General features: G+C 56.8%; 15 protein-coding genes. 7 read left to right on the top strand and 8 right to left on the bottom strand.

What is annotated here, in order from left to right; translation table 11 throughout:
- Positions 1 to 2 precede the first annotated feature (2 nt).
- A complete protein-coding gene (locus tag L881_RS0105250; RefSeq protein WP_025732662.1) occupies positions 3 to 527 on the top strand; it encodes an RrF2 family transcriptional regulator in 525 nt (174 codons plus the stop codon).
- A 250-nt stretch (positions 528 to 777) separates the two neighbouring features.
- Here the strand turns inward: L881_RS0105250 and L881_RS12870 are convergent, their stop codons facing one another.
- The 5 genes from L881_RS12870 to L881_RS0105215 all read right to left on the bottom strand — a co-directional run bounded on the left by L881_RS12870 (position 778) and on the right by L881_RS0105215 (position 6,008).
- Positions 778 to 1,938, bottom strand: a complete 1,161-nt coding sequence (locus tag L881_RS12870; RefSeq protein ID WP_034578632.1) for an ABC transporter ATP-binding protein — start codon at positions 1,936 to 1,938, stop codon at positions 778 to 780.
- Positions 1,938 to 2,588, bottom strand: coding sequence for an ABC transporter permease (locus L881_RS0105240; RefSeq protein ID WP_025732661.1), 651 nt, complete (start codon positions 2,586 to 2,588; stop codon positions 1,938 to 1,940). The genes L881_RS12870 and L881_RS0105240 overlap by 1 nt, the downstream gene beginning before the upstream one ends.
- Positions 2,589 to 2,595: 7 nt before the next feature.
- Positions 2,596 to 3,519 carry a glycine betaine ABC transporter substrate-binding protein gene (locus L881_RS0105235; RefSeq protein WP_025732660.1) on the bottom strand — a complete coding sequence of 308 codons (924 nt, stop codon included), beginning with the start codon at positions 3,517 to 3,519 and terminating at the stop codon, positions 2,596 to 2,598.
- Positions 3,516 to 4,247, bottom strand: coding sequence for an ABC transporter permease (locus L881_RS12865; protein WP_051464797.1), 732 nt, complete (start codon positions 4,245 to 4,247; stop codon positions 3,516 to 3,518). Before L881_RS12865 ends, L881_RS0105235 begins: the two co-directional genes overlap by 4 nt.
- 855 nt (positions 4,248 to 5,102) lie before the next feature.
- Positions 5,103 to 6,008 (bottom strand): LysR family transcriptional regulator, encoded by a 906-nt coding sequence (locus tag L881_RS0105215; RefSeq protein WP_025732657.1) that lies wholly within the window; start codon positions 6,006 to 6,008, stop codon positions 5,103 to 5,105.
- A 174-nt stretch (positions 6,009 to 6,182) separates the two neighbouring features.
- Between L881_RS0105215 and budA the strand changes: the two genes are divergently transcribed.
- The 3 genes from budA to lldD all read left to right on the top strand — a co-directional run bounded on the left by budA (position 6,183) and on the right by lldD (position 10,045).
- Positions 6,183 to 6,968, top strand: a complete 786-nt coding sequence (budA, locus tag L881_RS0105210) for an acetolactate decarboxylase (protein WP_025732656.1) — start codon at positions 6,183 to 6,185, stop codon at positions 6,966 to 6,968.
- Positions 6,969 to 7,043: 75 nt separating this feature from the next.
- Positions 7,044 to 8,729, top strand: a complete 1,686-nt coding sequence (gene alsS / locus L881_RS0105205) for an acetolactate synthase AlsS (RefSeq protein WP_025732655.1) — start codon at positions 7,044 to 7,046, stop codon at positions 8,727 to 8,729.
- 173 nt (positions 8,730 to 8,902) lie between these two features.
- The gene (lldD, locus tag L881_RS0105200) at positions 8,903 to 10,045 is read left to right on the top strand and encodes an FMN-dependent L-lactate dehydrogenase LldD (RefSeq protein ID WP_025732654.1); all 1,143 of its coding nucleotides are present in this window, start codon (positions 8,903 to 8,905) and stop codon (positions 10,043 to 10,045) included.
- A gap of 291 nt (positions 10,046 to 10,336) precedes the next feature.
- Here lldD and L881_RS0105195 read toward each other — a convergent pair whose 3' ends face one another.
- Positions 10,337 to 10,660 (bottom strand): SMR family transporter, encoded by a 324-nt coding sequence (locus tag L881_RS0105195; protein ID WP_034578746.1) that lies wholly within the window; start codon positions 10,658 to 10,660, stop codon positions 10,337 to 10,339.
- Between the two features lie 5 nt (positions 10,661 to 10,665).
- Positions 10,666 to 11,010: a DMT family transporter gene (locus L881_RS0105190; protein ID WP_051464796.1), complete on the bottom strand. Its 345-nt coding sequence runs from the start codon at positions 11,008 to 11,010 to the stop codon at positions 10,666 to 10,668.
- Positions 11,011 to 11,129: 119 nt separating this feature from the next.
- Here L881_RS0105190 and L881_RS0105185 point away from each other — a divergent pair, with 119 nt between their 5' ends.
- Positions 11,130 to 11,990 (top strand): LysR family transcriptional regulator, encoded by an 861-nt coding sequence (locus L881_RS0105185; RefSeq protein ID WP_025732651.1) that lies wholly within the window; start codon positions 11,130 to 11,132, stop codon positions 11,988 to 11,990.
- Positions 11,991 to 12,192: 202 nt separating this feature from the next.
- Positions 12,193 to 14,391, top strand: coding sequence for an OsmC domain/YcaO domain-containing protein (locus L881_RS0105180; protein ID WP_025732650.1), 2,199 nt, complete (start codon positions 12,193 to 12,195; stop codon positions 14,389 to 14,391).
- 530 nt (positions 14,392 to 14,921) lie between these two features.
- On the opposite strand, the gene L881_RS0105170 is transcribed toward L881_RS0105180, so the two are convergent.
- Positions 14,922 to 16,472, bottom strand: a complete 1,551-nt coding sequence (locus L881_RS0105170; RefSeq protein ID WP_025732648.1) for an APC family permease — start codon at positions 16,470 to 16,472, stop codon at positions 14,922 to 14,924.
- Positions 16,473 to 17,079: 607 nt separating this feature from the next.
- Here L881_RS0105170 and L881_RS0105160 point away from each other — a divergent pair.
- Positions 17,080 to 18,663, top strand: coding sequence for a gamma-glutamyltransferase family protein (locus L881_RS0105160; protein WP_025732647.1), 1,584 nt, complete (start codon positions 17,080 to 17,082; stop codon positions 18,661 to 18,663).
- Positions 18,664 to 18,787: the final 124 nt, after the last annotated feature.

Genomic DNA, 18,787 nt, shown 5'->3' with positions numbered 1-18,787 from the left:
CCATGTCTTATATGAGCGCCGGGGTCGAATATGGTTTGCATTGCCTGCTTTATCTCACCCGTTCAGATGAAAGTACCATCGAGGCCAGTGTCCGTGATGTGGCGGAACTGCAAGGAGTTCCCGGCGAATACATGGCCAAGCTCTTCACCAAACTGTCCAGAGCCGGCCTGGTCAAGGCCACGGAAGGCTTCAAGGGGGGCTTTAGACTGGCGCGACCGGCCAGCCAGATTAGCGTGCATGATGTCGTGGTAGCCATTGATGGCAGCAAGTCCCTGTTCAACTGTCGGGAAATACGCGGTCGCTGTGCCTTGTTTACCGATGGCGTCCCGAGCTGGGCCACCAGCGGAGTGTGCTCCATTCATGCGGTTATGCTGGCGGCTGAACAAGCCATGCGCGATGAACTGAAACAGCACTCCCTGAACGATCTCTCCCGACAGGTAGCGCAAAAAGCGCCTAACGCCTATGAAGAGCAAGCCATTCAATGGCTAACCGACCGCACCCGGGAGCGTCTGGGAGAGAAAAGCTGATCCAGCCAACAGATCGTTTGCCATTGTTACGAACGCGCAGCAGGCCATACCTGTAAGACAGCCCATCATCATTAAACCGCTGCGCGCCCTGTTATTCATGAAAGATACGCGCGAGGAATAGCGCTGGGCTGAACGTCGGCGCTGATAAAGGCAGACGTGTTAACTGCCTCAACATTTTGTGCGTCAGGCAGCTTTGTATAACGTCGTCAGCCGACTCGCCTCTGCTTCCCCGCCCCTTCTATACTTCCGCCTATACTTCCGCGCCTGGGGCCTTGATCGACGTTTCGCTGGCCCCATGACGAGTGCTCAGATAGGCAGCGATCGACTCCTGGGTCACTTCCCCCATGAACAAACCGTTATCATCCACTACCGGCAACCATGAGGTGTTGCACTCATACATGCGAGACAGCACCACGCGCAGGTTTTCACCGCCTTCCGCGGTAGTGGAAAACTCGCGCAGATAAGTATCAATCGGCGTGGCATCATCCACATGGCGCAGATCATGACGGCGAACAAAACCAACCCCCTTGCCCGCGGCATCCGAAATCACCAGATAGCGGCGATCCTCTTCTTCCATCCGCGCTCGCGCATCCCCCACGCGGGTGCCCAGCGGACTGGAGGGCGAATCATCGGCGGCATCACCGGCAGAGATCAACAGCAAGCGTTTCAAGGTGTGGTCGGCCCCCACGAAGGCGCGCACAAACTCATCGCTCGGATCAGCCAACAGCCGGTCGGGGTGCGCAAACTGCTTCAACTGCCCTGATCGGAATAGCGCGACCTTGTCCCCCAGCTTGATCGCCTCATCAATATCATGACTGACCATGATGACCGTCTTGCCGAGAGTGCGTTGCATTTGCAGGAATTCATCCTGAATCACGCTACGGTTGACCGGATCGACCGCGCCGAAAGGCTCATCCATCAGCAGCAGGGGCGGATCAGCGGCCAGCGCCCGAATCACACCGATACGCTGCTGCTGACCGCCTGACAGTTCACGAGGGTAGCGCGACAAATACTGACCAGGCTCCAGCGCCACCATCGCCATCAGTTCACGGGCACGCTCGCGCATGCGCTGGGCCGACCAGCCCAGCATACGAGGCACCACGGTAATGTTCTGTTCAATCGTCATGTTGGGAAACAGGCCGATCTGCTGGATCACGTAGCCCAGCGAGCGTCGCAGCTCTACCTTGTCCATCTCCGCGGTATCGTTACCGTCAATCAATACACGTCCGGAGCTTGGCTCAATCAGACGGTTGATCATTTTGAGCGTGGTGGTCTTGCCACAGCCGGAGGGGCCAAGGAAGACACACAGCTCGCCCTTCTGGACGGTCAGGCTGACGTTATCCACTGCGGGTGCCCCGCTGCCTCCCTTGGGCGTTGGAAATACCTTACTCAGCGCGTCAAGTTCAATCATTACGCAATCCCTTTGGAGGTCAGAAGACGTTGAATCAGGTTCAACACGGCATCGGTAATCACCGCCAGCAAACTTACGATCACCGCCCCGACGATCAGCAGCGGTATGTTGCTCTGCCCGATGGCGTTCAAAATCAGCAAGCCCAGCCCACCCGCGCCAATAACGGCGGCAATGGTCATTACGCCAATATTCATCACCACTGCGGTACGCACACCGGCAAGAATGACAGGCACCGCCAGCGGCAGATCGACCCGCATCAGGCGCTGCCAGAAGGTCATGCCAATGCCGCGACCTGCTTCACGAATACCTGGGTCAATACCGGCCAGCGCTACGTAGGTGTTACGCATGATGGGCAGCAGGGAGTAGAGAAAGACCGCCGTAATCGCAGGTGCCGCTCCCAGCCCCATACCGAAGGATGAATAGAGCGGCATCATGATGCCAAACAGCGCTATCGCAGGCAGCGTAATCATCACGGTGGCCGCCGTAAGTAGCGGCGTTGCCAGCCAGCGCACCCGCAGCATCAGCACGCCCAAGGGCACGCCAATCAGAATAGCCAGGCCAACCGCAATCGCCACCAGATAGATATGCTGTCCGGTCAGCGTCAGCACCTGCATCCAGTCGAGGTTTTTAAGCGTCGTCGTAAAATCCATGGGCGCCCTAGATCAATCCGTGTTTAGAAAGAAAGTCCCGTGCCACTGTATTAGCGGACTGCTGATCGACATCTACCCGCGTGTTGAGCGAACGTATGGTCTGATCGTCCAGCAGATCCGTGATCCTTTTCATTTGCGCACGAAGCTGTGGGTGCTGTTCAAGGTAATCGGCGCGCACCACAGGGGCCGCGTTATAGGCCGGGAAGAAGTGCAGATCATCGTCCAGCACCCGTAGGTTAAACGCGTTGATGCGCCCATCAGTGGTGTACACCACGCCTCCAAACGCCTGCTGATTGCGCAGCGCCAGATAGACAAGCCCCGGGTCCATCGAGCGTTTTTCTCCACGGCTGAAACCGAAGTGATACTTCTTGTCGAGGCCGGGCAAGCCATCGGCACGACCGGCGAAGTCATAATCCATCGCAAACAGCATGTATTGATCGGGATGCTCACGCGTCCACTTGGCAAATTCGCTCAAGGTGCGCAAATCACCATTTTCTTTCGCGATCTCCTCGGGCATGGCGATGGCGTAGGTGTTGTTGAAGTCGGTCGGGGCAAGCCACACCAGCCCCTGCTTGCCATCCAGTTCACTGACTCGCTTATATGACTGCTCCGAATCCAGCACTTCATCTATATGGTTGTAGGTCAGCAGGGAGGTGCCGGTATATTCCCATACCATATCGAGTTCGTTATTGAGCTGCGCCGGGCGGGAGATCGAGGTGGATAACCCCCAGGTGACATCAACGTTGTAGCCCAAATGCTGTAAATAGAGCTGCGTCATGGTGGCAAGCAAACGCTGCTCGGTAAACGATTTTGCCCCAATGCGAATATTGCCCTGATTGGCCGCCTGTGCCTGACTAAAGGAAACCGCCAGCAGCACCGCGGCCAGCGCAATACGAAGTGCGCCCTGAATCCCCTTCCTGTTGATATTCATGCCGCTTCCTCCACAGCACCATTGCCCTGGAAAGCCGTCAAACAATGAGAGATCAGCGCCGCCAGACCATCCAGCACCAGCGCCAATGCCGCCGTCGCAAAGGCCCCCAACAGCATCTGCTGAGCGTTATTAAGGTAGATACCGGGGAAAATCAGGTTGCCCAGACTGTTGGCACCAATCAGGAAGGAGATCGGCGCACTGCCTACATTGATCGCCAGCGCGATGCGAATGCCATTCATGATGACGCCCCAGGCGTTGGGCAGCTCCACCTTCAAAAGCGATTGCAGTGGGCGCATTCCCAATCCCTTGGCGGCTTCTTTCAGCGCGGGATCCACATTCCTGAGGCCCTGATAGGTGTTGCGCACGATAGGCAGCAGCGCGGCCAGCCATAGCGCCAGCACCGCTGAAATGGCGCCAATGCCGAAGAAGGCGAGCGCAATCGCCAGCACCGCCATGGGTGGCACCGTATTGGCGATATTGAACACCTGCATGAAACGCTCGGCGCTGCCTGCCATGGAGGGGCGGCTTAGCCCGACGCCAGCCGCAATCCCCACCACCAGAGCCGCCGCCATGGAGATCAGCACCAGCAGCAGATGCTGGCCGGTATAAAAGAGCAGGTCTGCGCGAAATTCAACGATAGTGGCCCAGCCGATCCACTTAAGAATCAGCCAGCAGAAGATCACAGCACACAAGATGCCACAGCCACGTCGCAATAATGTTGGGGTCATTGAATAATCCCGGATTGATGCGAAGGACGGGAAGATGACCAGCGACAGATCGCGATAGCGGAGTTATTCAAAAATTATACGTATCGCACTGATACTGACGCCTTTTCCCTCGAAAAACCTTCATTGACTGAAAGGCTTGCCTATATAAAACAGACTTCTACGGAAGAGTCAAAGCGCAAGGAAGGCTGCCAGACGGATAACCGCCTTGATCCAAAGAGAGGCTTTACAAGTAGAGAAAAACCAGCATTGTCATCTTTCTGCCATTTTTTTCTTGTACCACGCGGGGTATTTTTCGAGCTGGCGCAGTGGCTTTTCTACCTGGCGACGCTGGCTTGAAAAATGCGGTGGAATCTCCCTGCCGAACGCTATTCAAAAGCCGCCTGGCTCACCACCGCAGAGCATCAATATAACGCCTCACCTTATCAAAAAATTATATTTTTTCTTAATATTCAGTGAGATAGAAAAGATATAAACGCAACCGCTACCCATAAGACGGGTTAACAAGCGTGCGCGGCAGCCACTTGAACATCAGCTTTATTCTCTCGTTCAGCGCTCATTGGAAACAGGCCCCGGTGATGCCAACGCACATACTCGCTATCGTCGCTGAATGAAGCGTCCCCATTCAATAGCGAACAGCCCTTTTAGCGACAAGCCTGCGCGCAGAAGCACAGGCTAGAGCAGCTATTTACGACTTTAGTCTTTATAGACAATAGTCGCACACCACTCGGATCGAGCAGCAGCCGATGGCCCTCTTCTGCTTCTTTAAAAAGAGCGTCCTCTTCTCTCTTCTTCTCACTTCTACTGCCACAGAACACACTTCACCGCCTCGTGAGTCTCTGGCAACGCTATTCCTGTTTATAGCGTAGCTTCAGCACCTTCAACCGCACTGCGCTTGACCACCTCGATCAGGTTTTTGATGGTCGGCGTCTGGTCGTTGTGGCGCGTCGCCAGCACGATACTGATCGGCGGCGAATAGCCTTTGATACGTGGGTAGACCACCCCTTCGCTGCGCACCTGACAGACAGATTCAGGAATCAGGCTGATGCCAAACCCGCTCGCCACCAGATTGGGGCACGAAGGCACCTGCGGCGCCTGCTGGCTCAGCAGCGGCTCGCCTCCTGAGTGGCGGAACACACCCAGAATCAGTTCGTAGAGCGCGGGGCTTGTCCAGGGCGGCGCGGTAATCAAGGGATCATCGCGCAGATCGGCGGGGTCAACCGCCTTTTTTGCTGCCTGCGCATGTCCTTCAGGCAATACCAGCCGCAGAGCCTCCTCGGCCACCAGGGTAAAATCCAGCCCGGCATCTTCGGGCGGCAAGCGCACAAAGGCCGCATCAAGACGACTCTCGCGCACCGCTTCAATCAACGATGGAGAATCGCTTTCATGAGGAGCCAGTTCGACCTGTGGATAGCGCGCGCGAAAGGCACGCAAGGTTGTCGCGATACTGGCGTGAAACACCGCTGAAGAGGCAAACCCCAGCCGCACGCGCCCGCTGATACCGCGTGCAGCACGCTGGGCATTGGTCAAGGCTTGCTCAGCGGCATCCATGACATGTTGCGCATCAATTTGCAGGCGTTTTCCTGCCTCGGTCAGTTCAACACCACGACTGAAACGGTGAAACAGCGGCGCACCAATCTCTCCTTCCAGTTTGCGAATCTGCTGGCTGAGCGGCGGCTGAGCAATCCCGAGATGCTCAGCGGCACGGGTAAAATGCAGCGTTTCCGCCACGGCCAGAAAGTACCTAAGCTGACGAATATCCATATTAAAATAGTCTCAATATAGCAATACCAATATATTGGAATAATCACACAGGAGTTACCATAATGTACAGATCCCTCAACGGAAGGATGTTCTGAAGCACCAGTGGAACGCAGCGACGAGATTGGCTGTAGGCGCGATGTTTTAGGGCTTGCCGATAATTCTGGAGATATCTTTATGACTAACGCACCTTGTGACTGTGCCGAGCGCATTGCCGCCGCCTATCTCGCTCAGCATGATCACCCCGCCGCCTCCGATAGCGTTGAAATCTACCAGACATCACTGATGAGCGGACTGATTGCAGGCGTCTATGAAGGTGAAACAACCCTGGGCGATCTCTTCACCCATGGCGACTTTGGGCTGGGTACCTTCGACAATCTTGACGGTGAACTGATCGCCTTCGACAAGGAAGCTCACCAGTTGCGCTCGGACGGCTCTGCCAGCGCCACCACTAACGATCAGAAAACGCCGTTTGCGGTTGTGACCGAATTCAATCCCAGCGTCGAAATCACGCTGGATGAAGCCATGGACAGTGACGCCATCGAAGCGTTGATCGATCGTCTGGTGCCCTCCGAAAACCACTTCTGCGCCATTCGCATTGATGGTGATTTCGAATGGGTCAGCACGCGCACCGTGCCGCGCCAGGAGCGCCCTTACAAGCCGATGCTGGAAGCCATCGCCGAACAGCCCACCTTCGACTTCAAAGAGAGCAGCGGCACCATGATCGGTTTCCGCACGCCCTCTTATCTGCAAGGGGTTAACGTTGCAGGCTACCACATTCACTACATTACCGATCAGCGCGATGGCGGTGGCCACGTACTCAATTACAGGGTGACTCGCGGCACGCTTCAATTGAGCGTCATCAGCAAACTGCGCATTGATCTGCCGCGCACCTCCGATTTTCTTGATGCCGACCTCAACCCTGCCGACATCGACGAAGCCATTCGTCAGGCCGAAGCCTGAGTCACTGGCTCGCTCTTATCACGCATTGGCAGTCGCTCGGCGTCTGCCAATGTCCCTCATTGACAGGTATTTATCATGACTACCAACGATAAGCTCAGAAACAGCGGCGCCGATCTGGTCGTCCGCAATCTTGAAGCCCACGGCGTGCAGTGGGTGTTCGGTATCCCTGGCGCCAAGGTAGATCGCGTTTTCGACGCGCTGGAAGACTCCACGATTCACACCATTGTGGCGCGCCACGAAGCCAATGCCGCCTTTATGGCTGCCGCTGTCGGCCGACTTACAGGCAAGGCGGGTGTCGCACTGGTAACTTCAGGCCCCGGCTGCACCAACCTGACCACCGGCCTGCTGACAGCCAATACCGAAGCAGACCCCATGCTGGCACTGGGCGGCGTGGTACCGCTTCAGGATCGCCTGAAGCAGGTGCACCAAACCCTAGATACGGTCAGCCTGTTTACTCCTGTCACAAAATTCAGCGCTGAAATCACCTCACCCAATGCCATTTCGGAAGGAGTGACCAACGCCCTGCGAGCAGCGGTAAGCGACCGCCCCGGTGCCAGCTTCCTGGCACTGCCGCAGGACATCATGAACAGTGAAGGTGTCAGCGAAGAAGTGCTGGTCTCTGGCAAGATTCCGCGTCTGGGTGCCGCCAGCCGCCAGGGTATCGAGCAGGCCGCCGAGTTGCTCAACAACGCCAAACAGCCCGCCATTCTGCTTGGCATGCAGTCGAGCGAACCACGTAATGTCGCTGCCCTGCACCAGTTGCTGAACAAAACCGCTCTGCCGGTAGCGGGCACCTTCCAGGCCGCTGGCGCTATTGATATGCCGCGCCTTGAGCTATTTGCAGGTCGTGTGGGACTGTGGCCGAATCAGCCCGGTGATGAGCTTCTGAAAAACGCCGACGTGGTGCTGACCATTGGCTATAACCCGGCAGAACACGAACCATTCAAGTGGTACGCCGACGATCACAAGGTGATTCACCTTGACTCGATCCAGGCGGAAATCGACAACTACTACAACCCGGATGTAGAACTGCGCGGCGATATTGCCGAAACGCTGACCACGCTGAGTGAACAGCTCGCGCCGCATAGCATTGATGGCGCTGCCGCCGATCTGCTCAAGCGCGTGGCAGAAGAGCGCGCCAGAATCGCAGAGATTGCGCCTGCGCTGGACAATGGTCACTCAGTGCATCCACTGCGCATCGTTCACGAACTACAGCATCTGGTCGATGACAAGGTGACCATGTGTGTGGACATGGGCAGCTTCCATATCTGGATCGCGCGTTATCTCACCAGCTTCCGTGCGCGCCAGCTGCTGATTTCCAACGGCCAGCAAACCATGGGGGTAGCACTGCCGTGGGCAATCGCCGCTGCCCTGGTACGTCCCGATGAGAAAATCATCTCGGTCTCCGGCGACGGCAGCTTCATGCAGTCGAGCATGGAGCTTGAGACAGCGGTACGCCTGAACTGCAACATCATGCATGTGATCTGGGTCGATAATCACTACAACATGGTGCAGATTCAGGAAGATGATAAATATGGCCGCAGCTCAGGGGTAGAATTCGGTGCAATCGATTTCGCCGCCTACGCTGACTCCATGGGCGCCAAAGGGTTTACGGTCAACCGCCCTGACCAGCTGCACGACACTCTGGCTGCCGCCATGGCTACCCAGGGTCCCTCGGTGGTCGCTATTCCGGTAGACTATTCGGACAACGGCAAGCTGATGGCCAAAGAGGGCCTGATGAGCGAGCTGATCGAGCAGTAAACGCTACTGCCCCAGCGCAATAGTGTGTCAGTGGCCCGCCCTTGCGGGCCACTTCCCCATTACCAGAATCGACGACAGCCATAGCGCTGTTTCCCGCCTGTTCTGATAGATCGCTCTGCGTTTCTGCTCTCACGCCCTCCCATCTTCCCGCCATTTATCAAGGAAACGAACAGATGATTATTTCCAGCCCAACTGATTACCGGTTAGCGGCCAAAAAACGCCTTCCCCGCTTCTTGTTTGATTACATCGACGGCGGTGCCGTCACCGAAGGTACCATGCGCAGCAACACTGAAGCGTTGCAGGCGATTGCTCTGCGTCAGCGTGTCTTGCAGGGAGGCGGCAATCCCAACCTGGAATCAGAGATTCTCGGCAGCCAATGGAAGCTCCCCATTGCGCTTGCTCCGGTAGGCGCCACCGGTATGTACGCACGCCGTGGAGAAGTACAGGCCGCGAAAGCCGCCGAACAGGCAGGTATTCCTTATACGCTCTCAACCGTAGGGGTCTGCCCGATCGAGGAAGTGGCCGCCGGCGCGAACGGTGAGCAGTGGTCGCAGCTTTATGTTCTCAAGGACCGTGGCTATATGAAGAACTCGCTGGAGCGCGCGTGGGCAAACGGCATGAAGACGCTGGTCTTCACCGTCGATATGCCGCTGCCCGGCTCACGCTATCGCGATGCCCATTCAGGCATGTCAGGCCCCAACGCGACCATGCGCCAATACCTGCAAGCCTGCATGCACCCGCACTGGGCCATCGACGTAGGTTTGCAGGGCCGCCCACTGTCGTTTGGCAACATCGAGAAGTACACCGGTCATCGCATGACCATGAACGACTACATGGGCTTTCTTAGCAAGAACTTCGATCCATCCATCGCCTGGAGCGAGCTTGAATGGATTCGCGATAGCTGGAAAGGCAATCTGATCATTAAAGGAATTCTCGATAAAGAGGATGCCCGCGAAGCAGTACGCATGGGCGCCGACGGCATCATCGTCTCCAACCACGGAGGCCGCCAGCTCGACGGTGCCAAACCCACCGCCCACGCACTGCCCGAGATTGCCGCAACGGTTGGCGATGACCTGACCGTGCTCGCCGATTCAGGCATCCGCTCTGGCCTTGACGTAGTGCGCATGATGGCGCTGGGCGCCAAAGGCGTACTGCTGGGACGCTCCTATATCTACGCACTCGCCGCCGGTGGGCAGCAAGGCGTTAGCAATCTGCTCAGATTGATAGAAGCCGACATGAAGGTGACCATGTGCTTGATTGGTGCCAACTCCCCTGCAGAAATTACCGCTGACCGTCTGGATCAAGTGGTTCGGTAGTTTTTGTTGGAGATTGTGGGGAAGCCGTTACATTCGCCCCGAATATTCATCCGGGGCTTCTGAATACCACTGGGAGTGCAATCAGTCTCTGGATGCGTTAGCGAAAACATCTGTTTGCTGACAGCTGAAACAATAGCAGCACACTCGCCACACGTTGTCATAGTTGTAAGAGCAGCCCCCATAATCTAACCCACTCACCGCCTGAGCCGACACTTATGCAAAGACCGCCCCCAAAGGACGGTCTTATCTATTTGGTGCTCTTTTTACTATTCCGGCCAATGCGCTCTCCCCCTACCCACTAAAGCTCAGTACCCCTACTGCGGCGATCACCATGATGACACCGACCATGCTACGGGAGCTGATTTTCTGTTTGAATACGACCCTGCCCAGCAACACGGTGCCGAGAACACCGATGGCTCCCCAGGCGGAATAAGCGATCGAGATGTCGATCTCTTTCACTGCAAATCCCAGTGTGAAGAATGCTGCCCAGATCAACAGAATGGAGGCGAATCCCCAGCCAAGGCGTGAAAAGCCACGCGATTTGGCAATGCACAGGTTGGCCACAATATCCAAAAGAGCCGCCATCACCACAAATACCGCCGGTAATACGTGCATGTTCATTACTCCCCTGACGAGATCATCACAATCCCGCCTACCGCTAACAAAAATCCTGCAACCTTGGCCAAAGAGAGTGCTTCACCGAAGCCTAAAAATCCCACCAGTGCGATGAGCGCCAGCCCCAATCCTTCCCAAATGGCGTATGCCAGACCGAGAGGCAATACGCGCACGGACTGAGACAGCAGAAAATAGGAGATTGCGATGGCAGCCGCCATGATCGCGTAGCCCCACAGTGCATCTTCACGCGCGCTGAGTGTCATGAAACTGGTGCCTACCACTTCCATAATGACCGCGCTGAACAGGAACCCCCAGGCAGCGCCCGTGGAGAGGGATTTATTACTTAACATGATGACCTGCACCTTACCTTTGCTACTGAGTGCGGCGCATTATCATCGCTTATTGCTGTATATTAAAAATGGATAGTATCGATTTTATCGATGGATAAGTAAGCTCTGTGGAGAATGTTATGCGCTATTCACCGGAATCCCTTGAAGCCTTCGTCGAAGCTGCGCTACGTGGCTCCTTCTCGGCTGCGGCACGCCAGCTAGGAAAAACGCAATCCACCATCAGCACCGCCGTCGCCAATCTTGAAATCGACCTTGGCCTTACCCTCTTTGATCGCTCCCAGCGCTATCCGCGCCTCACCCCCGAGGGCCAAAAGGTACTCGGCTACGCCCAGGAGGTATTGGCCGCTGACAGCCGGCTGCGCCAGCTCAGCATTCAGCTGACCGCACGAGTCGAATCCCGCCTGACGCTCGTCTTCTCCGATGTGTTTCAGCCTGATCCCGGGTGGAAACTTCTGCATCAGTTCGGCCAGCGCTTTCCCCACACCGAGCTGGAATGGCTGGATGCAGAAGGCGGCGACGTTATCGAATACATCCTCAGTGGACGAGCACAGCTGGGGCTGCTGTCGCGTCGTGCACACTACCCTCCTGAGATAGTGATAGAGCCTCTTACCCACGCCAGTGAAGTTGCGCTCTTCGTCCATCGTGATCATCCGCTGGCCCGCAGCGAACGCCACCTGATTGCTGAACTCAATCGCCACCGCCGTATTCGGATCAGCTACCACGGTATTCCTTCTTCTGCTGGCCCCGTATGGTCGGCGTCTGACTACATTGCCGTACTTGAAATGGTGATGGCGGGGCTAGGCTGGGCGGAGCTTCCCCGTGAGCTGGTGTCACTCTATGGCGATAGCAGCCTGGTCGAACTATCGGTCAGCGGCTGGCCGCGCAACCTGCAAAGCGATGCCGTGCGTCACCGCGATGTGACTCTCGGCCCTGCGGGCTTATGGTGGCTCGACGCCTTCAAGGCGCTGGAATATAGCTGACATCAACAGTGCGGCAGGCCAATGGCTGTTGGCCTTCCTATACACGCAGGAAAGCAAACCGCGCCGCGCTCCCTTCACGATTTTCCAAACAGCCTTCAAAGCTGGATAATGACGCGCATCTCAGCCTGTGTTGCTGCCACTCATTGATTGGCGCTGCCGGCCCCACAAGGTGTCGTTCAGCAGCCAGAACATCCGAGCGCTCATGGAAATCAAGGTCAACTATCTCGACAATCTGCGTCTGGAAGCAAAATTCGACGACTTCACGGTCATCTCCGACCAGCCGATCCGCTATAAGGGCGATGGCTCGGCGCCAGGCCCGTTTGACTACTTTTTGGCATCATCGGCGATGTGTGCCGCCTACTTCGTGAAGGTGTACTGCAACGCACGCGATATCCCTACCGAGAACATTCGCCTGTCGCAGAACAACATTGTCGATCCCGAGAATCGCTACAACCAGATTTTCAAGATCCAGATCGAACTGCCGGAAGACCTTTCCGACAAGGATCGTACCGGTATTCTGCGCGCCATTGATCGTTGCACGGTCAAAAAGGTGGTTCAGACCGGCCCTGAGTTCCAGATCGAAGCCGTTGAAAATATCGACGAAGACACTCAAGCGCTGCTGATGGGCACTCCTGACAGCGGCCAGCACACCTGGATTGAAGGCAAGGATTTACCTCTCGAAGAGACCATCGCCAATATGACGCAGCTACTGGCGAATCTTGGCATGAAGATCGAGATCGCGTCGTGGCGCAACATTGTGCCCAACGTCTGGTCGCTGCATATTCGCGATGCAGCCTCACCGATGTGTTTCGCCAATGGCAAGGGCAGTACGCGCGAGAGTGCGCTGTGCTCGGCGCTGGGGGAATTTATCGAGCGCTTGAGCTGCAACTTCTTCTATAACGATCAGTTCTTCGGCGAACAGATCGCCAACAGCAGTTTTGTTCACTATCCCAACGAGCGCTGGTTCACGTTGAATGAGGATGACACCCTTCCCGAGGGGCTGCTCGATGAGCACTGCCGTGCCCTTTACAACCCGGACGGTGAGCTGCACGGATCGCAGTTGATCGACACCAACTCAGGGCGTCGCGATCGCGGCATTGTCGCGCTGCCGTTTACTCGCCACAGCGATGGCGAAACCGTGTACTTCCCTTCCAATCTGCTGGAAAACCTGTTCCTGAGTAACGGCATGAGTGCGGGCAATACGCTGCCCGAAGCTGAAGTTCAGTGTCTGTCGGAAATCTTCGAACGCGCGGTCAAACGGCAAATTCTTGAGCAGGAGCTGGCGCTGCCCGACGTGCCTCAATCTGTGCTCGACCAGTATCCCTCCATTGTGGCGGGCATTCAGGCCCTCGAAGCACAAGGCTTTCCGGTGCTGGTCAAGGACGCCTCGCTGGGCGGCCGCTACCCCGTCATGTGCGTGACGCTGATGAATCCGAAAACCGGAGGCGTTTTCGCATCGTTTGGCGCGCACCCCAGCTTTGAAGTGGCGCTTGAACGCAGCCTCACCGAGCTGATGCAGGGCCGCAGCTTTGAAGGGTTGAATGACTTCATGCCGCCGACCTTCAACTCGCAGGCGGTGATCGAGCCGAATAACTTCGTCGAGCACTTTATCGACTCATCAGGGCTGGTGTCGTGGCGCTTCTTCAGCGCTCGCGCCGATATCGAATTTGTCGAGTGGGACTTCTCCGGCAGTACCGAGCAGGAAGCCGCTACGCTGTTTGGTATCCTCGCGGAGATGGGGCTGGAAGCCTACGAATTCATCCACAGCGATCTGGGCGCACCGGTATGCCGCATCGTGGTGCCCGGCTACTCCGAGATCTATCCGATTGACGATCTGATCGAAGACAATACCAACAAGGCGCTGGCGTTCCGTGAAGATATCCTCAATCTGCACCAGTTGAGCGATGACCAGCTGGCCGACCTGCTTGAACGTCTGGAAGAGAGTGAATGCGACGAACATAGCGACATCACCACCCTGATTGGAATCGAATTCGACGACAACACTGTGTGGGGGCAGCTAACGCTGCTGGAGCTGAAGCTGTTGATCAATCTCGCGCTGGGACAGTTTGAAGACGCCCAGGAGCGCGTCGCCACCTTCCTGCAATACAATGACAACACCGTTACGCGCGGGCTTTTCTATCAGGCAATGCGCGCGGTGCTGGAAATTGCCATCGACGAATCTCTCGACTTCGATGACTATCAGCACAACCTGACGCGTATGTTTGGCGAAGAGGTCATTAACGCCGTTGTCGGCTCGATTAACGGAGATGTGCGCTTTTATGGGCTAACGCCTACCAGCATGAAGCTGGAAGGACTCGACCGTCATCAGCGTCTGCTCGATAGCTACGCCAAATTGCATCGTCACCGTGCGGGTTTGGCGGGGGCACCTTTGGCGGAATAGCGTATTTAGGGGGAATATTTCGGGAGCCTGTGCAGGGCTTCATTGTTGGCGGCTTTTTTGCTGACTCATTTGAGAGCCTACGCAGTTTTTCACTGTTCGCGTCTTTGCAAACCTGATCTTTTCTTTAAATGCGAGAGGAACCTTGTCCCTCTCGCGCTCTCCCGCTGGTAGATACGCCCCGAATGTGATGACGCTGTGCAAAAGCAGCACAGCGCACACATTCAATGGGCTGTCATCCCTTCATGGTTATCACGGTTTCCATGGATAAAGCATCAACACTGGCCAACGTCGTAATAAGGAAGGCGCGGAATCATCCGCTTGCAGAGTGGTTTTGCAAGTGGATGGCCTGACGCGCCTGACGGCTGCGGGGGTGAAGGGGGCCTGCGAGGCCCCCTTCGAAATCAATCAATAACGTGGGAAAAGATACTAACAGTGAAGCCCTGCGCAGGTTCCAGAATAAGTCACCGACAAGGACGTCATCAGCACCTTCCTGCGCAGGCTCCAGAATGGGGGAACCAGCCCCCACCCCATCAATCATGATTAATACGCGGCACCTTCAAGGCAGAAGCACTTCCCCAGTAGTAGGTAATCAGCGCAATCACCACAACGAGGATATTTTCCGCCGTTCCGGCAAGCTCTCCGCTGCCGTCGAAGGAGCCGAAGCACGACACCAGCAGCAGCGCTACGTAGTAGAACAGCAGCCACCACGCTGAGTGAATATCCCGAGCGCTTTCTGCCTTTTTAGCCCCAAACAGGGCATAGATCACCCATGCTGCGACCAGAATCGGGACCAGCACCGACACTACGTTCCATCCGCTCCAGTACAGCAGATAGGTACAGGCAATCATGGTCAACGGCGATACGACGTGGTGAAACGGCACACTAAACGGTCGCTGCATCTCCGGCATACGGGCACGGAAGGCGGCCAGACTGGTCGAGCCGGGCATATAGGTGAATACCATCGCCGAGGTACAGGCGGAAATCAGCCCACCCCACACCTGAAAATCGGAAGGCAAGGTCCAGGCGATCGAGATAATCAGCGATAGCCAAAGCGCGCCACGCGGTACGCCTGATTTTGGGTCAACCTGAGAGAATATCTTGAACAGATGACCGTTTTTGGCCCATGCAAACAGCACGCGGCTAGCGCCTGCGATATAGATATTGCCGGTACCGGCAGGCGAGATCACCGCATCGACCAGCACCAGCGAGGTCAGCCAGCCAAGCCCCAGATGAATGGCGATATCGGCATAGGGCGAACTGTACAGCGACGCCACACCATCCCAGCCTCTCTCGCTGAGTACAGAGTTCGGCACGGCACCCAGATACGCATACTGCAGCAGCAAATAGACCACGAAGCTGATGCCCAGCGCGATCATGATCGCCAGTGGAATATCCCGCTGCGGATTTCTGGCTTCACTGGCGAAATCGACCGCCTGACGAAAGCCGAGGTAGGAAAATGCAATTCCAGCACCGGTCAGCGATGAAAATATGCCATGCAGGCCACCCGGGGGCGGAGGCGCTACGGCAAGGTTATCCGCCGTGAAGTAACCAAACAGCGTCACGATCACCATCATCGGCACGATGAACTTGAAGAACGTTACCACCGTATTGACCCGCCCAAACGCCTTCACGCTCCAGTAGTTAATCAGGAAGAACAGCACCAGCAAGGCGATCTGAAACGCAAAGCCCAGCGCTGACGGTCCTCCGGATGCGGCCTGAAGTGCAGGCCACCAGGTAACGGCGTATTCACGCACCGCTTCGACTTCAACACCGGCAGTGCTGGTATAGGCAAGCAGAGAGCTTATTCCGATTACAAACCCCACCACGTTCCCGTGAGTGAAGTTGGGATAGCGGAGAAAGCCGCCCGCACGGGGCAAGGCGGCAGCAAGCTCGGCAAAGGTCAGCGCGATCAGCAAAATGATCACTGCTCCCAACAGCCAGGCCCAGCCCGCATCGGAGCCTGCCAGTGCCGCGCTTTTAGCGCCCGCAAACAACCAGCCAGAGCCTATCATTGAGCCAACGCCCAGAAGCGTTAGGTCAAGCAGCCCCAGCCTTTTCTTTAAATCACCAGACGTTTTCATGGTCACCTCTGTGCTTTTCGCTGTTATTTTTAGAACGCAGTAGGGATAGCACGGAATTTTTTATTATTATTGGTTATAAATAGCCGTGCTAAATAAATTAATGACAGATTAAACAGCACAGCGCAATCGCAGATGAGTCATCAGGCGCTACTCATTCACACGCTCATCGGCTTCAGTCACAGCGCCCCGCTTATCCGTGCCGCTCGCTACATGCTGCCAATAGCGCATGTTTTTATTCCTTTCGGCACCCGTATCATCTCCCACTGAAACTCCGTCGCCTGGCCCGCTGCCGCGAGACAAGGTGCTCGATATGGTCCGCACGCCCTCCCCTTTGCAGGAATCGCGCCACCAGTCTTGAACATGGCTCGCCGCGCTGTATTCCTTCGCAGCGGAGTCGCTACACTGCTGGCATTGGTGAAGCGCTGGAAAGGTTTTCAGGCAGGTTTGCTGGGAGGAAGTGGCGCTAAAATAATCGTTATGGCACGCATCACCAGTCGTGCAGAAGGGGCACCTTCCAAAGGCTACACGCTTAAGGGAAGGTGCTTGTGTTTGATGTGGAACAGTTTTTGCAAGCTAGAATCATCATAAAATCAGAAGGATAGCCCATATGCAGAGTAACGTGTCCACGCACGGAATGGTGGTCACTCCCCATCACTTGGCAAGCCAAAGTGCGGTTGCCGTGCTGCGGGAAGGGGGAAGTGCCATAGAGGCGATGGTGGCGGCGGCGTCAACCATCGCCGTGGTCTATCCCCACATGAACGGAATCGGCGGTGACGGCTTCTGGCTGATCGTGCCCCCCGAAGGCGATCCGATCACCATTGATGCCAGCGGTGCTGCGGGCAGTCTGGCGTCACTGGAAGCCTATGCGGATCTCACCCACATTCCCCACCGTGGGCCTCGGGCCGCGCTCACCGTCGCGGGCACTGTCAGCGGCTGGAACGAGGCACTCAACGTCTCGCAGGAGATCACCGGTAAAGCGCTGCCGCTGGCCCGTTTGCTGGAAGATGCCATTGGCTATGCCGCCGACGGCGCGCCGGTTACAGCATCGCAAGCACACGCTACCGCTGACAAGCTGGCTGAACTTCACGATATTCCGGGCTTTGCCGAGACCTTTTTGACCGATGGGCAGCCCCCTGAGATCGGCAGCCGCTTCGTGCAGCCCGAGCTGGCGGCAACGCTCAAACAGCTGGTCGAAGAAGGACTCGACAGCTTCTATCGTGGCCCGCTGGCGGAGCGGATCGCGCAGGGAATGGCGCAGCATGGCCTGCCGATCACCCTGGATGACTTGCACCGTCATGAAGCACAGCGACGCTCTCCGTTGGCGCTGCAACATTCACATGGCGAGCTGTGGAACCTCGCTCCCCCGACGCAGGGGCTGGTCTCGCTGGCGATTCTCGGTATCACCGACCGTTTGGGCCTACAGAATGCCGATGATGCCCAGACGATTCACCGCATTGTCGAAGCCACCAAACTGGCCTTTGGCCTGCGCGACGCCCATATCACCGACCCGCTACATCTTGATGTTGATATTCAGCGCCTGCTGGCTGACTCGTCGCTGGATCAGCTTGCCCAGCAGGTCGATGAGCAGCACGCCGCTCCATGGGGCGCAGGCAAAGGCCCCGGCGATACCGTGTGGATGGGGGCCATCGACAACAGCGGTCTGGCGGTTTCCTTCATTCAAAGCATCTACCATGAATTTGGTAGCGGTGTGGTGCTCCCCGACACAGGCATTGTGTGGCAGAACCGCGGCGCTTCCTTCAGCCTCGACCCCACCCATCTGCTTGCACTGGCGCCGGGCAAACAGCCCTTCCACACCCTCAACCCCGCCGCCGCGCGCCTTCATGATGGCCGCGTGATGGTGTATGGCTCCATGGGTGGCGATGGGCAGCCACAAACCCAGGCCGCCCTCTTCACCCGCTACGCTCTGCAAGGGGTGCCGCTTCAACAAAGCATTGCGCAACCGCGCTGGCTGTTGGGGCGTACCTGGGGACAAACCTCGGATTCGCTGAAGATAGAGAGCCGCCTGGCACCCGACACCATCGCCCGCTTGCAGGGTTTGGGGCATAGCGTTGAGCTACTGCCGGAGTTCAGTGAGGCAGTGGGCCACGCGGGGGCGGTGGTTCGCCACCCCAACGGTCTGCTGGAAGGCGCGTTCGATCCGCGCAGCAACGGCTCGGCAGCGGGTTTCTAGCAGCGCGTTTCATCATCAAGGTTCGGCTGTCACATCGCGCTTGGCTGACTCACGTCAGGCGCTCAATAGCCCGGCAGTCGAACCAGCTTCCCGCAAGGTGCCCGCTCAGGCGTGTATTCCTTTC

The organism is Carnimonas nigrificans ATCC BAA-78, from assembly GCF_000526695.1.
In the GTDB taxonomy this organism is placed as follows: Bacteria; Pseudomonadota; Gammaproteobacteria; order Pseudomonadales; family Halomonadaceae; genus Carnimonas; species Carnimonas nigrificans.
The sequence above is the reverse complement of the archived record's forward strand: the minus strand, read 5'-3'. Positions and strand labels throughout refer to the sequence as shown.